Source organism: Pseudomonas sp. MPR-R2A5, from assembly GCF_058793055.1.
The window spans coordinates 1-15454 of record NZ_JBXAFK010000002.1 but is presented as its reverse complement, the minus strand read 5'-3'; the positions used below and the strand labels follow the sequence as shown (position 1 = coordinate 15454).

General features: G+C 48.9%; 10 protein-coding genes. 4 read left to right on the top strand and 6 right to left on the bottom strand.

All coding sequences use genetic code 11. The annotated features are described in order from the left end of the window. The first annotated feature begins 5 nt into the window (after positions 1-5). From queC to AC1Q6I_RS01475, 4 genes are all read left to right on the top strand, one after another. Positions 6-707, top strand: coding sequence for a 7-cyano-7-deazaguanine synthase QueC (gene queC / locus AC1Q6I_RS01490; RefSeq protein WP_102623975.1), 702 nt, complete (start codon positions 6-8; stop codon positions 705-707). A gap of 63 nt (positions 708-770) precedes the next feature. Next, on the top strand, positions 771-1406 hold the full coding sequence (gene queE, locus AC1Q6I_RS01485) for a 7-carboxy-7-deazaguanine synthase (protein ID WP_102623974.1): 636 nt from the start codon (positions 771-773) through the stop codon (positions 1404-1406). A gap of 686 nt (positions 1407-2092) precedes the next feature. Then, positions 2093-3091 carry a hypothetical protein gene (locus tag AC1Q6I_RS01480; protein WP_146015737.1) on the top strand — a complete coding sequence of 333 codons (999 nt, stop codon included), beginning with the start codon at positions 2093-2095 and terminating at the stop codon, positions 3089-3091. 2 nt (positions 3092-3093) lie between these two features. Then, complete coding sequence (locus AC1Q6I_RS01475; protein ID WP_102623973.1) at positions 3094-3834, top strand: HAD family hydrolase; 741 nt, start codon at positions 3094-3096, stop codon at positions 3832-3834. A 238-nt stretch (positions 3835-4072) separates the two neighbouring features. Here AC1Q6I_RS01475 and dpdD read toward each other — a convergent pair whose 3' ends face one another. From dpdD to dpdG, 6 genes are read right to left on the bottom strand one after another with little or no spacing between them, the layout of a single operon-like run. Then, entirely contained in the window at positions 4073-6259 is a 2187-nt protein-coding gene (gene dpdD / locus AC1Q6I_RS01470; protein ID WP_102623972.1) for a protein DpdD, read from the bottom strand. Then, positions 6256-6783 (bottom strand): phospholipase D-like domain-containing protein DpdK, encoded by a 528-nt coding sequence (gene dpdK, locus AC1Q6I_RS01465; protein WP_102623971.1) that lies wholly within the window; start codon positions 6781-6783, stop codon positions 6256-6258. The genes dpdD and dpdK overlap by 4 nt, the downstream gene beginning before the upstream one ends. Positions 6784-6792: 9 nt before the next feature. After that, positions 6793-11241, bottom strand: a complete 4449-nt coding sequence (gene dpdJ / locus AC1Q6I_RS01460; protein ID WP_102623970.1) for a protein DpdJ — start codon at positions 11239-11241, stop codon at positions 6793-6795. Next, positions 11241-11999, bottom strand: a complete 759-nt coding sequence (locus tag AC1Q6I_RS01455; protein WP_102623969.1) for a hypothetical protein — start codon at positions 11997-11999, stop codon at positions 11241-11243. The genes dpdJ and AC1Q6I_RS01455 overlap by 1 nt, the downstream gene beginning before the upstream one ends. After that, positions 11986-15069, bottom strand: coding sequence for a protein DpdH (gene dpdH / locus AC1Q6I_RS01450; RefSeq protein ID WP_102623968.1), 3084 nt, complete (start codon positions 15067-15069; stop codon positions 11986-11988). The genes AC1Q6I_RS01455 and dpdH overlap by 14 nt, the downstream gene beginning before the upstream one ends. Next, positions 15066-15401, bottom strand: coding sequence for a protein DpdG (gene dpdG, locus AC1Q6I_RS01445; protein ID WP_368773268.1), 336 nt, complete (start codon positions 15399-15401; stop codon positions 15066-15068). Before dpdG ends, dpdH begins: the two co-directional genes overlap by 4 nt. Positions 15402-15454: the final 53 nt, after the last annotated feature.

Below are 15454 nucleotides of genomic sequence, written 5' to 3'. Positions count from 1 at the left end.
GCAGTATGCACACCAAAGCCTTAGTTCTTTTTTCAGGCGGACAAGATTCAACCACCTGCCTTGCCTGGGCGCTGGATCGTTACGAGCACGTCGAGACCATTGGCTTTGATTATGGCCAGAGACATCGAATCGAACTCGAATGTCGGCTGAGTATCTTGCAGGAGGTACGTAACAGATTTCCGAACTGGGCCAAGCGACTCGGTGAGGATCACGTGCTTGACCTCAAATTACTCGGACAGATCAGCGATACGGCGATGACCGCTGAAAAAACCATAGAGTTTGAAAAGAATGGACTTCCCAATACGTTTGTACCCGGTAGGAATCTACTGTTTTTGACGTTCGCAGCCACGATTGCCTACCGACGGGGCCTCACAGTGCTAGTCGGGGGAATGTGCGAAACCGACTACTCCGGCTACCCAGACTGCCGGGACAACACCCTTAAAGCCACCCAGGTGGCCTTGAGCCTCGGGATGGACGCTCCAGTGATCATTGAAACTCCCTTGATGTGGCTCAACAAAGCTCAGACCTGGCGTTTGGCCGAAGACCTAGGTAATCGAGATTTGGTCAGCCTGATTCAAGAAGAGTCCCACACCTGCTACCTCGGGACTCGACAGCAGAAACATGAATGGGGCTACGGGTGTGGAACGTGCCCAGCTTGCGAACTGCGCAAAACTGGATATGAGCAGTACATTCAAGAACGAGATTGATGATGGTTCAGCGGTGGCGGATCAGTGCACTCGCCACCTATTTGAATCAGATGAGTAAACAAAATGACTTACAGCATCAAAGAAATGTTTTACACCCTTCAAGGGGAAGGCAACCAAGCGGGCCGACCCGCGGTATTCTGCCGATTTTCAGGATGCAACCTCTGGTCGGGACGAGAACAGGACAGGGCTAGCGCGATCTGTACATTCTGTGACACGGACTTCGTGGGAACAGATGGTCAAGGTGGGAATAAATTCAAAAATGCGGAAGCTCTTGCCCATGCCATTGATTCGTTTTGGCCAATATCTCATCAAGATCATAAATATGTGGTATTAACTGGAGGAGAACCATTACTTCAAGTCGACGAAGCATTGGTAGACGCTCTGCATAATCTAAACTTCAGTATTGCCGTTGAAACCAATGGCACCGTTGCAGTTCCCTTAGGGATAGATTGGCTTTGTGTAAGCCCCAAATCAAATACCGCACTTAAAATAACTAATGGAGATGAACTTAAGCTTATTTTTCCACAAACAAACTCAATGCCAAATATGTTTGAACATCTGAATTTCGACCACTTTTACCTTCAACCTATGGACGGACCAAAAATCGCAGAAAACACTGAAGCTGCAATCCAATATTGCAAAAGTAACCCAAAATGGAAACTTAGTTTACAATGTCACAAAATCTTAGCTATACCTTAACCTCTACACTACCACCCACAACATGAACACATTAAAATCCTCTTATAATAGTCTCTTCCTCTGCAAAATATCGACACTGTAGAACACCTGCTTAAACTCTATCCCATAAAAAATCTCATAACTCAAAAATAGGGAAAATATCAACATCCCACCCCCACCACCTATTCAGTAAAAAATGGCTCATTGAACGGACACCACCGAACGGCTAAAACAACAACCCAAACAAAATCAAGCATCATTATTATGGACATTAGACATTACATCTCAGCGTCATTTGTTGTAGTAAGCATTGAGATACCACTGGAATGCGTCCATGAATATGAAAGCCGAGAGGAAATTGAGATCAGAAGAGAGCGCATCCTATTCGACGATGATTTTAAGATCTCGCTCAAACAGTCTTAGGAGAACCATCTATTTTTCATGACTTCCAGACACTCCGCACTCTGGATACAAGGTTGCGATCCGTAACACCGAAGCCACAAACCTTGCCCCATCAGTATCGCAGCCTGTCAAGTGATTCAAGCGGTAGACCTCACGAAATAGGTGATGGAATTGCAGAGCTCCTTCACCATTGAGGACGTATCCTTTTTTTGATAGATTAGGGGTTGATTATCTTATGACACCTTTAATAACTGTTAATGGCCATTAAGCCCCAGAGTTGTTGCCGACTAAAAGAGACCTTCCGAATGCCTTTTCAAAAATATCTTTCCAGAATGCTTACCACTGTAGGATATTGGGCATTATCAACCGCAAAAAAACTCGCTCCTAACAGTGCTCAGGAAGAATTTAAAAATAGATTACGACATAAACTTTGGTTTGTTGCAGACATACCTCTTTTTATTGACGAACAAGCTGTAGAAAAACTACATGACGCACTGAGTCGCCCAGAGTTCGAGACAAAATCAAGAAAGGCAAGCATGTCTTCAGTAAACACGAATGAATATAGCAATGAAATTACAGGGAGCGGTGAAATAGGCCTCGCCCCCTTTATGAAATTATCAACAGCAACAAAACTTGGTCAAAAACGAAGCTCAAGCACAAGCAAAGGCGCTGAATTTAATCAAGAGAAAAATAATTCCGCCGAAATGCGATTTGAAAAAATAATAAACTTCTACGCAAATAACTACCCCAAGCGAATTTTTTGGGCAAAGACTGACCTTACAGAAGTGTTCGACACCGAAGGATTGACTCTTTCGTGGACAGATGTATCAAAACTAATAGATACACCCGCGCCACGGCCCCTCATTATATTTGAGGCACCTATTGGATCAAAAATTGTACCAATGGCGGCAGAAACAACTGATGGAAAACTTAAAGAAATCTATAAGGATCTTATAAAAAACACAACAAACGGTAATAAAATTCCTCAATACAGTTCTACACCAGGACAAGCGCAAAAATATTGGGGAAGCCTAGAAGAACACTTCGAATCATCAGTCGCGATGAGGGCCGTAGAAAACGCAACAAAAGACGGAGGCCGAATTGACTGGATTGACTATCGTCTTATCTCTCGAACTGGAAATCAAATCATACCAATTCATCTACACCTAACACCCAGAGGAGGATACAACACCGGAACTTTCGCATACCAAACGGTGCGGCGCGGACATAAACATGGAATCAAAATAATTGGCACGCTAAAGCAAGGTGAAGATGTTAACGTATTAGCAATTTATGAGAATTAAACATGACTATTCTCTGGGTAAGCGATGCGGATAACACTCTTTGGGACACTGATAAAATCTATGCTGCGGCACAGTTAAAATTACTATCAGCAATTGAAGAAAATCTTGACATAGAAATAGACCAAGCTAATCGACTCGACTATATAAGAGAGGTCGATCAGTACATTTCAAAACGGCACCACCTAGGACTTAGGTATCCTACAGAGCTATTAATATCGGCCTTAAAAAAAAGAATCACTGGAACTCCTATACAGGCCGCTATCAAGTACTCTTTAGTTTCAGGCCTAGAAAGCAACGATGTATTTTCTAAAGATGCAACTCAAAAATTTCACAATGAAGTAAGCATAACACCACCATTAAGAGACGGGGTAATCGAAGGGCTAGAAGCGCTTTACAGCAATGAAGCGATAGTCGTTATTGCCACTGAAGGTTCTATAACAAGAATTAAACGGCACCTGAGTGAGCATAGCATTTCGCACTTTGTGGCGTTGTGCCTCGAAGGCACCAAGTCTAAGGCCTTTTATCAGAGAATAGCCAAACTCTATCAAAATAAAGAAGCATGGTCCATTGGTGACCAACTGACGCGTGACGTCGCTCCTGCAATAGAGGCTGGCTTTAAAACTATTTATTTCCCTGGAGGTTTTAATCCCTTCTGGCAAAAAAAACACGCCCCATTGAAAGAGACTATAACAATTACCAATTACCACCTCGGTGTACAGCTTGCCCTCAACCAACAAAAATAAAACTCATACAGTCATTCTAACAACGGATATTTTTCATTAACGTTTTGCACCTGCACAGGATTCATATGAGTTAATCCTAGCGATCCTAGAATATAAGCGACCTGTCACATCGTTTAGGGCGATGGTGGCCACCAAAAAATGGTGGCCACCATGTCGGGGCTTAGTGGACTGTAAAGATTGGCTCACCATCTCCCTATAGTCTGCCATCCTTAAAAAACCAGAACGGGCGATTATTTTTTCAACTTAACGAATTATCAGAGCAGTAGTTACAGAACGCATCGATGATACTTGAAGCGCCCCGACCTAACGGATAGATCAAGTCCTGCCGTATACGACTAACAGGATAAAATGCCTGATGTTTCGCGCTGCCAGCAACGAATAAAAAGTAACTTGCCTTCTTGGCCAGATTCAACAAAGTTGGGGTAGCAGTGTGATCATGGTTCAGTTCTACGTCTAGCCCCGCAAACATGTCTTCCAATACCGCCTTTGCACGACGCGCGGCGCCTTCAGTAAGGCTGTAGATAGCCAGCGTCTTACCTGACATCGCCGCCGGTCCGAAAGCACTATTTTCAGAGTCGACGTCTTGAGTGAGTGCCCGCGGGAAGTTCGCCTCACAATCTTGACCAAGGATCTCTCCTGCAAGGCTCTTAGTTAAATAGCGCTGCGACAGTTCGAGTCTAGCCCAGCGGTTCACGGCGAATCCTTGCAGCACCAGCCAGAGTTTTTGCAGCATATGTTGTCCCGGTTGACTCTCCTCCAGCAGCAATTCGATTATTTCAAGCATTCCCGGATAGGCAGTAACCGATCCCCCCTTCTCCCATAGCACCTCCAATGCCTCGCCAAGACGAATACGATCATCAAGTTGACTGGGTCGTGACAAGAAATGCTGCACGACTTGGCCAGCCAATAACACATCCGAAGGATTGACTAGGTCATCCAGCGCCAATAGTTCCAACCATTCCAACCAGAAGTCTGCCGAACATAGCAATTGGCGGCTATCCAACCAGTCGAGCAGCAACGGCAAACTGTCGCGTAACAATATGCCGGTGCATGAACTACCGTGCAGGCGTTTGCTGAACTCTGTCTCGGAGAAAGACTCCACTGACCAATTCTGACTTTGCTCCTGTAGGTCGCGGATCAACACATCAGGATCCGCGGATACATCTTCCAGACGTCCCAGCCACCCTTGCCAACCGCGCTCCCTACTACCATCAAACGTTTGGCTTAGATCTTGCCACACGAACTGCAGACGAGGATAAGCTATTAATCTAGACCTCAACTGTTCGGAAACCAATTGCAACGCCAACCAAATCTCTTGTAACTCCTGCATGGACGATGACAATGAGCGCTCAAGCAGCAGGCGAAACTCGTCAAAGTTCTGCGGTTCGGTAATCTCGACTTTGGGGAAAGTTTGCGCCGTTATTAATAATGGTTCATTGTCGATGGAGAGTCCGACCCACTCGCGGAGTTGGTCAAGCCATTCAGAGTCAACGAAATTCGGAAGCTCAAGGAGTCCCTCCGAGTATCCCAGCACCCCTGCGCCCACCGCCCACCGCATCCAGTCGGAGACAAAGCACTCACGGACCTCGAGCAACGGTGGAGTTGCAAAAAGTGGACTCAGTGGCCGATACAGGAGACGTAACTGTTCTAAAGAGGCGCAGCCGAAAGCCCCTCTTTCAAGTAAGGAATCGGTGCCAAGATGCCCCAGCGCTCGCAATAGCAAGCTAACCACACTAACGGGAATTCGCCCTCCCAAAAAATCAATTAATCGAGGGTGATCAACAATATCCGTCCAGCGCCTCTCGGCTTCCAAAGCTTGCAACTCAAGAGAAATCAAGTTCCGCTGACTGAAATTGCCCGTAGTCTTAAGTTCCTCAAAAAGACGCGAAGCAGCAGAGCCATCTTTCAACTGGCAAGCGGCGAAGAAATCACGCAGGATCCGACCAAGAGGGCGCTTAAATGAAGTAGCCATCCGAGGTCGCTGGCGATACAACGCCAATACTGTGGCCAGCCCTTGGAACACCCGTTGCCGGTAAACAAACTCACTCTGTGTACGCGCCAATAAATCAATTCTAATTAGTCCCGCTGGCGCTTGCTCCAACAAAATTCGCTCGGCTTCATCCTCTGTATCTTTAATCAGCCTGTAATCTGGATAGGTATCCGCAGATCCTAGACTTGCCTGCAAAATCTGCCTCAACTCCTCCAAAGACCGTCGATCCTTCTCGGCACCGTAAAAGTAAAGCTCGCCATTGCGGCTGACCGGCAGCAGCATCGGCCAGGCCCCCTCAACTGCGGATGCTATCAGCGGCTGGAGAAGAGCCTGGAACCTAGGTTCATATGGATTGCTTGAAGAAAGCACCCGATCTAGGACTATCTGATTGTCCGAAGCGAAAAAACGCTGAAGCCATCCCGGCGAACTACTCATGCCTGCGCCTCAAAACGGTAATGATGTTCAAACTCCAAAAGTGCGTCGGAGATTAATTGTGCATCCTGGGTTAGGATCACATGCTCATCGTTGCGTTGCGCGCCGCTGAACGTGTAGTTCAACGATCCCTTCAGAAAGCATGTCCGCGTTAAAAATCCCTTGGTGTGTAGATTCTCGCTAAGTAGGTAATAAAATCCTGGTGAAGCACCTAAACGATTCGCCAGGATCCGAATGAAATTTTGACTGGAGGGTTCACTTCGAGTCACGATTCGCAACGTACAACCGCCAATGACTGCTCGCGCTAATAGTTCATTAAAGGAAACCTCCCGAGCCCCCCACTTCGGCTCCAACGAATCCCATTGGCCAGAGCGGTTGTCCAGCAGCGGAAAATCACTCAACCATGGAGATACAAGCCATATATCGTCCGGTTTAATTAGCAATGACGCTAGCATGCTACTCAACACCTCACGAAACTGTCGCCGTCCCAGTGGCCCATGAAGAAAAATCTGTCGTTGCTCACTCATGGCACGTCCTCACTGCAAAGCCTCCGCCAATTCGATACGCAACACTAGCAATCCCCGTTCCCGATGCAATCCACCAATCCGAGGGTAAAGTAACAAGCCCAAGTAATCGATTGGATGTAGCTGAATTTCGGTAATCACGTTTGAAACTACGCATTGTTGTTCTCGGGATATCACTAACTCAGCGCACCCTCCTGCACGTAACATTCGATGCAGTTCGTCCAAATAATCATTGGACAACGCTAACCGAGGCGCATGTTCGGCAAATAATTTGGCCCCCAACAACCTTTCTGTAGTTGAATGGCCATTGTGGAACGGGTTGTAGAAACTTAACTCGGATTGGCGAATGGTGTTACCTCTTGGCCAAAGCAGTCCCTGATGGAGACAGTGCCTCTGGAACAACTCAGATGGACTGGCATTATTGCCTACTGCCCGTCTCGCCAAAGCGTGAGCGGCAATATTCAGTCCCCATTCTACGCCGCTAAACTCCTCAAGTTCGCGCCACTGTGCAAGCAACATCAGCAGTTTCGCGTCCGTATGGGTGCCGCTACCAGGCCTTAGTACACGGGAGTGCAATACGCTTAGGAAACTGTGACTAAGCACAAAGCCTTGTTGCAATAAGACCGCATGCATATTGGCATTGGCTTGCCGCCGCTGCATGTGATCCATTGCCCCCCGAACGGCTGTCATCGCCCCTTCTATTTCCTTATCAATTGAAGCTTTTTTTAACAGGTCATAAAGATCGAAGTCGATCTGCTCATAATCACCAGGTCGCAAACTTCGGGCCAACGTATTCAGCACACGCAACGGGTCCTCAATATAGTCCTGTGCAAATCGACTAATAACACCGCAGCCCCCCTGTTCAACTTCGCTGAGCCAAACTTCTAGGCAGTCTTCCTGCCAAACCACATCAGCCAGCACTGAGCGCTCATCAACGTCTACGAACAAGGTGCATAGTGTCTGCTGTAGCGCTGCTGCCAAAGTATTTGCCAATAATTCCCTTACCCAACCAGAGATATCCTGCAGTCTCGAGACATCCTGCCAGAGGGCTGCAGCACATATTTCCAGCGCATCTAACAACTCAGAACGACTCAGTAATTCGCGCAGACTAATCTGCAATTCCTGCTCTTTAAGACTGTCCTCCAAATCATCGGGCTGGAACAGACTTTGTGGAATCGTGCGTAGACGCTCCAGTCCGTCATCAGATCTCAGACGCTGCAAGGCAGCGTACATCACTGATGGATCGTTCGTATCTACACCCTGCAACTCCACCGCCAAGGCGGCCAGATAGCATTCGCAGACCCAATTAGCCGCGAAAGGATCTCCGTCGAATTGATTCAATTGCTCAACTCGACGACGAAACAACATTGGACGCAAAGCCCCCAAAATCAGTGGGTCGCTTAAGAAATCGGTGATTGTTTCACCTCCTATTCTAAAGCGCAGACGCAGAGCATCTACCCACTGCCGGGCTCCAATGGTTATCGGTTCGCCCTGGCGTTTCCAGACAAAATTCACACGGGCATTGCTACCGCTGCGAAAGCGTAACATCGCATCGGTGCCATCGCTGTAGCGCACTACTTCAAGAGCCGTCATCTGCTGATGCAGGCAGAAGGTGACGTCAATCAGATGTTGCCCCCAACTCCCCGTAGGTGGCTTATATGTTGGCGTCGACCCGGAAACAATGAATTCGAACTGCCAACGCATACGCGCGTTGCTCTTCTCCGCTAGTCCATGTGCTTTCCGTAGGATACAAGTATGTATTTCGCGAGGACGCATTACTGAAGTTTCATATGAAGTGCCCGCAGCAACCAACCCCTCATCTTGCAAATAATCGCCAAACGCTTCAGCAATCTCAAAGTTTACTTGTTGTGTGGTATCTGCCAATGGCTGGAAGCCATGGGGAACTAGCCAGTCAGCCAAATCATGCTTAATGGCGAATCGTTTGGAGATTCGTCCTGGCGCAAACTCGCGCAAGGCTTGATAAAATGGCAAGCCCTCCCATTTCCCCTTGTTATCCACCCCTCGCTGTAGAACTACAAAAAGGTTAGGAATATTCAACTCGGCAAATAGCGCCTCCGGAATAAATTCAGGCATTGGCGAGCGGCCGCGCGACAATCCTTTCCATTGCTCACCATACTCACACCAGCGTGTCATCAGGTTTCGCCTGAGCGTTGGCAAGAAGGCCAGCATCAATGAACGTGGTGAGGCCCAAAGCACCTGCTGCAATACAGCTTCTTCAATACGTAATGCTTCCTTGAGGTAACTGACGAAACGGTCTTGACTGCTACCAGGTTGCAGCACCAGATCTACGACGGACAGCAACGTCTTCAACTGCGCGGAGTACGATTTAGGATGGTTCAGTATGTTCCATACCGAGCCCTGGTTGAGTTGTATAGCTAGCCAGTCGAGCGTCGCCATCGCTCCCTGCATTTTTTGGATATGCCCGTTCTGCAGAGGCAACCTCTGTCCCTTGATTTCAGGGGAAAGCAATTCTTCATAACGCTGAAAGGCAACACGGTCCCGGCCAAACTCGGAGAGCACCACCAGCATCCATGGACGCATATTACGAGAACGTCCTGCACGTCCTTTTCGCTGCAAATAGGAAGCTACATTCCGTGGCGCCTTGTGTTGCAGTACAGCGCCCACCGATGGGTCGTTGAAGCCTACCTCCAGTGAAGCAGTAGCCACTACTAAGTCGGAGCTAGGGTCAACACCAGCGTCCTGGCTGGAGGTGCGTCCCACTCGAGCTCGATCACACCCATCAAGTGGATGGCCAATATCTATTCCTACCTGCCAGTCCTGCCCTAACTGGATACGCTTGAGGCGCCCCTGATGATCCAAAAAATGGCTTCCTCCCCTAAGGCTTGCAAGCGGAGCGTGATCCGGAATCAGGTTACTTCCATTAGCCTTCCACCCTTCGGCGTCGGCAAGTTGATGATATAACCGATTATTGACGTCCAGATCATCAGTAAATACAAAGGCTTTGCTGCCCCAGGTACCTGCTGACCGCCCATCACGGTTGTCGAGGATGCGGCGGGTCAGCATGCTAGCCTGAATAGTGGTAGATAGTAGGGCTGTTTGCGAAACCGGATCGCCCCGCAGCAGCATCAGGTATTCAGCGCCTTCGTCGACCATCTCGTCCGCCACCGGCTCGATTAACTCAACATGCCCATCTTTCGCCCCTATCAACTCGGCGAAGAAGGCAGCAGCATCATTCAATGTGGCAGACAGGCCTACGAAGTGCGGCCGGCACTCGCTGCGCTTCATCCATCGCCGCAACAAATAGGCGGTTTGGGCTCCGCTACTTCCTCCATAGGTATGCACCTCATCGAGCAGCACTAATGTCGGCCCCGCCGAGGCGCCCACCCCAAAAAGGCCGTGGAAGTCGTAGTTCCCAAGATGCTGATTCAGCATTTCAGTAGTAGTGAATAGAATATCCGGCGGCACCTTGGCCTGGGATCTGCGGGTCAGAATGACTTCGTCGCCAGGAACGCAATGGCCACAACGACTGCAATGTAGTTCCTCGCGGTCCTCAACAAGGCTACTCAGTCGCCATTCCATGCTCCCTGCGCAACCCGAACTGGCACAGCGCATCAGATCAAACGACAGATTAATGTTGCGTTCCTGGGCTTTTAAACGGGCATGCTTCAAATCCACTAAGGTATCGCCAAAGAAGGCCCCAATACGGATCTTTCGGTTAGCTTGTGATTGAACCAATCCATCTAACTTACGGCACTGGCTCCAAGTTTCCATAAACTGATCTTTGAGCAACTCCCGCCGTGGATATATAGCCAAAATCCGTACCCGCGGTGTCGCGTCTTTCGCTAAATCACCGACCAGAGCGGTCATCGCCGGCAAGTAAAATGCCAGAGTCTTACCACTTCCAGTACCAGCACAGACAATGCTTCCGGTTGTATGAGGAGAACGCTCAAACCACTGCTGTAAGATTCGAGTAGTCGCACGCAACTGGAAACCAGCAAGCTTCACGCTCCCCCCCTCATCTCCCAATAACTCACGGAGGGGGACCTCAAATCGCTTTACTGCCCTATCCCCCATGACTTGTTGCAGTCGTGACAAAAGCAGATGCGAGTATTGGTCACGGCGTGGGTAACTCCGTGCTCGTCGAACAAAACGGAAATCCGATACAAGAGTACGGGCCTGTTCTACCGGCTTGTTCAAGAACCACTGACGCAGACTACGGTAGAGGTGTACCGCCTCCCCCATTCGAGTCCGATATCTCTTGGACAACCCTTCAGGGTGCGGTGACTCGATTAGCATCGCGTGATCGCACAGTCCCAGCAATACGTCTAAAGAATTTAGGTTGGGCAGTACATCTTTCAGCACAGTCAACACTTCGTCTTCGGTAAAGAAGCCGTTAGTATCTCCCCACGCTAACAAACATGTTTCTAGCTCTTCCAACCGATCAAGGCCGGCATGTAAGCACTTGAGAGATATAGTCATCAAAATAGTTTCCGACTGCGTTCTACTATAAACTGATCGAGCATATTATTATCTAGCAACCAACCAAACGTATCCTTATCTAACGCTGACAAGGAGACACACCCTGAGGTGCGGCGTTGATTCAACAACATAAAAAACCGTTTAACATTTTCCGGCAAATTTAATGTCATTCGATCTCTTACTTCTTGCATACGAACTACCAAATCCATCAACTCTTCGAGCGGCCAAACCGTCGACGGCACTGTTCTAGCCAAAGTAATAAATTTTTTCTGTAGTTCGACATACTCACTGTAAATCTTTTCTAAACCTGGTATATCACGCTGATTCTCAAGAATCGCCTTCTCAACCACACAACTGTTAAAAAGCTGCTCAGTCCAAGCTTTCCAGCAAGAATCAACTTTTTCAGAAAGCTGTTCAGTTAAGTGCTGCAATGCCTTTTGCGCGTTATCCAAAGCATCGTCCTGGCGAGCAAGGTTCTTATTTTTTCGCCAAACCTGGACAAAACTCTTGACGCTAGCTTCCACTTTGGATCGTTGGTCATGAAATGCCTCTGTCAAGTCCATGGACTCAGGGGCATCTGCTGGGAGCACTGCAAGTGCAGTGGTTTGTCGTTGCAACTCTTTAAGACGCTCAGCGAACTTGCTGAAACGCTCATGGATACCTCTGCAGTCGTCAATTGCAACTCTCGACTGACCAGCGGTTTGGTTAAGATGGTACTGTTCGCGTAGTGCATGGATTTGCTGCTCAAGCGTAGTCACGGCCAGCCTCCCGCAAGTCCGACAAGGTCTCGGTCAACTCGTCAAGCAGTTCGGTCACTGACTCTTGCGAAAGTTGCAAGACATCGAGGCCAACCAGACGGTTCTCATTCTCCAATCGCGGTAGTACGTGCTGGTAGAAAATGCTCCAGCAGTTCAGCGCCTCAACGACTTCCCGCAACCGCAGTCCATCTAGTTGGTTGACTAACTGCAGTCGCTTGATCGAATCGGCCTCAAGTCGAAGCGCGTGCCCCCCTTTTATAGCCCCCCATACGTCATTACTCTTTAGCCCAACTAGTATCACACACAATTTTTTCGAGTTCGGAAAGTCAACAGGTTGTGGATAGTGAAATCCGTTATCACTCACCCCACGTATGAGTTCGATCATTTCGTCAATCAGGGCATAGAACTGTTCCTGACGAGTGCAACCCTCCAAAACTTCCAGGGCACAAATTGAAGGTTGGAACGCTTGCATGATTTCTTTGTCAAGGCGTGCCAGTTTATGCTCTTGAAGTCCTTTTAGCGCGTCCCGAAGCGGCCTGAGCGCCAGATCGCCATCAATTCCATGATCATTCACTGAAACCAACTTCAGCCAGGCGTCCCGCCTCTCATCCCACTCACTTAGAGTCTGTTGGCGAAACTGCTCCAACGCCGAAACAACAGACCGCGGTAGAGATTCTCGAATTTGCTCCGCAGGCCTGAGCAACTCATTCAAACGCTGGCGATCGTTACTGCAGTCTCCTAATAACCCCAACCCCTTCGCAAGTTGTATTTGATCTTGCATCAATACAGATAGATTGGCACGATCTTCGGAGGCAAGCGTTTGTAGAACTCCTGGAACCCAACGCGCAGCGAAATTCTGGCAACGAAGATAGTCATCAAATCCACTCGAGTACTGCCAACCAATATCAGAAGATTTGGCATTGAAATATTCGTGACGCAGCAAAGCTAAGGCCACCCCTTGGAGGAATGCAACGCGCTCTGGCTGCAAAAAATCTTTTTCCGTACAAAATTTCAAGGTCCAACCCGCCACATTACCTATCGCATATGGAAGTTCGATAGGAATCAGCCTTCTCTTGAGAAGTGGTCTTTCTCTTAAGCCATACCACTCATAACGACTATATCGCAAGTAAATGCGTTCCAGTCCTGAGCGTAAATCACGAGCAAGATCCTGATCCAGTTTCTGTTTACGCTGAAACCAAAGCGAAACAGCTTCCTGAATTTTTTCGATTCTCTGCTGGTCGACATCTAGAGATGAAGGAGGGTTCCTCTCTCGGTGTACAGTTCCATTATCTTGAGCAATTCTCTTTTCCGCAGACGGCCACGTAGAAGAGGCCCCCTTCCCCTCCCTTAGTAGTTCGGCTAGCCCCTTCAGCCCAAAAAATTGGGCCACTTGAGAGTCCAAATTAACCTGCAACTCATCAATCGAACGACTGTCGTAGCCCCAGATAGCCGCCAAAGTTTCACAACGTGCTGGATCATCAAGTCGGTAGAGATCCGCCAAGCCGGCGCCAGTCTTGAGTCCTGCAAATTCTGCCGGGGGGAACCGATGTTCTTCACAACTTTGGCGATGGTGGCGCAGCACACGCAACACGATCTGATTCAACACCTGACGGGGATTGAACCTCAACTCATCGTCGGTTTTGCAGTAATGGTCAGCCAACGCAGCAATAGCGTTACGATTGAATGGAAAGAGAGGAACTCCGCAGGGAGCATTGCCAAACGCCTGAAGCTCTTCTGTAGCCCCCTCCTCATCCTGCCAGACCGGCGGCCAAAGAGGAGCGTCCGAACGTGTGTACCAAGAACTCTCTAGTGCCGAACGACCGTGGCGGGCAGCATTGAGGTAACGCCCACAAAAGTTGATGATCCGCTCAAGAGTCTTTTCGCGCTGTAGCCCATTATCGCGAATCAACCATTCATATTGTGCTCGAGTCTTGATTGTATCCTGACGCCGCAGGTATCCCTGGTAACCATCCGTTACAGCTAAAACTGAGCGAAGTGTGCATAGCTCTTGCTCTCCATCCCGCACGGCCTCCTCTAGGAGGCTATCGATCAGGACGTCCTCAATAGCCGAGATTGCTGCCATATCCTCGACCAGTACCACAAGTGTGCGATCCTGAAGTTTGAGAGTACGGCGAATATCCTTGAACAACTCCTGGAACCCACCGCCATTGAAGCTAAACAGATAACGAAATGCTGTTCGAGTAGACTCGCCCAATACCTCGTTCAACACCCGCACTGCACTTGCTCGAGCTTGGGGATTGGTGTTCAACTGCGCCTGCCCAATATACTGACGCGCATTTTGCGAAAGATCGTCGAGATTGAAGCTGAAATCTAAGTCTTCTTCCCTGATCTCATAATCATTCCGGCTCAACTCTTGGTCGGTTGCCCCCTGGGTCAATCGGCTTGCGAATTGGTAAATACAGTGTTTCGGATCAAGTAAACTCGTTTTGAAGTTGGAGTCAGTGATCAACTCCGAAAGCCCTCTCCCAGGTGCGGTATGCACTTGAATATCCTTCCAACGCCTCCCCTCTTCAATCGACAACTGCTGCCGCGCCTCAGGATTCTCGCGGTAGTAGCGAATGACCTCTGCGGATCGTTCATTTAACCTGTGCAACTGTTGCGCCATAAAGGTCAACAATAGATCAGCAACCTCCTCCGTCTTCAGTAGATCGCCAACAGAGCGGATTCGTGCGCGCGCTTGCTCAAAGTCTTCGCCCTCTAACCCATCTAGCAATTTCTCCAGCACCTGGCGCAAGCTAGCATTCTTAGGAATCCTGACGATGTGCCAGCCGTCGGATATTGGCTGCAGCTTCAACTGGGCTTCCAACCAGCGAATCAGATGCGATTTACCGACGCCCGAACGGCCAATCAACGGAATAGGTCGCTCTACTTCCATGAAATGACTGAGCAGCGCTTCTTCAGTACATTCCTGATCCACACCATTTCCGACCCGGACCAGTTGCATCGGCTCATGCACCGCCAGCAGTACATGTTCGGCTAACTCTTCCGCTTCGGTACGAATGCACTGAAGGACATTCTCGGGGCTTGGCCAGTAATTGAGCAGACTCATATGGATACCTCAGCGCGGTAATGGATCTCACCTACAAGGCGCAGAACACCATTTGGTAACTGCAGGCGCATACTTGCGCTATCGTCCGAAGCCTTCTCCAGTCGAAGGCGGAAGGCACTCTCCAAACGAACTAGAGCGTGGCTAAGTGCCGCGCTGATCTCATATGGGTCATCCGGCTGCCAACTCTCCATCAGCGGCTCAAGCAATAAGCGATAGCGCCCGCCATCAAGCATCGGTAGATACTCCGCCAACCGCTCGATAAACACGCGGATCGGTAACGGGCTGCTATCTACAAAAACTTTCTCTAGGGATGGTCTGAAGTAGCCATGTATTTCCCCGGCATACCACCTAGCGCAACTTTTAAACTCGCCAAATGATCAAAAAA

Excerpts from the sequence above, each read along its gene's own strand:
- dpdK (WP_102623971.1), bottom strand. The coding sequence starts at position 6,783 with ATGAGTGAGCAACGACAGATTTTTCTTCATGGGCCACTGGGACGGCGA.
- dpdH (WP_102623968.1), bottom strand. The coding sequence starts at position 15,069 with ATGAGTCTGCTCAATTACTGGCCAAGCCCCGAGAATGTCCTTCAGTGC.
- dpdJ (WP_102623970.1), bottom strand. The coding sequence starts at position 11,241 with ATGACTATATCTCTCAAGTGCTTACATGCCGGCCTTGATCGGTTGGAA.
- AC1Q6I_RS01480 (WP_146015737.1), top strand. The coding sequence starts at position 2,093 with ATGCCTTTTCAAAAATATCTTTCCAGAATGCTTACCACTGTAGGATAT.
- dpdD (WP_102623972.1), bottom strand. The coding sequence starts at position 6,259 with ATGAGTAGTTCGCCGGGATGGCTTCAGCGTTTTTTCGCTTCGGACAAT.
- queC (WP_102623975.1), top strand. The coding sequence starts at position 6 with ATGCACACCAAAGCCTTAGTTCTTTTTTCAGGCGGACAAGATTCAACC.
- AC1Q6I_RS01475 (WP_102623973.1), top strand. The coding sequence starts at position 3,094 with ATGACTATTCTCTGGGTAAGCGATGCGGATAACACTCTTTGGGACACT.
- queE (WP_102623974.1), top strand. The coding sequence starts at position 771 with ATGACTTACAGCATCAAAGAAATGTTTTACACCCTTCAAGGGGAAGGC.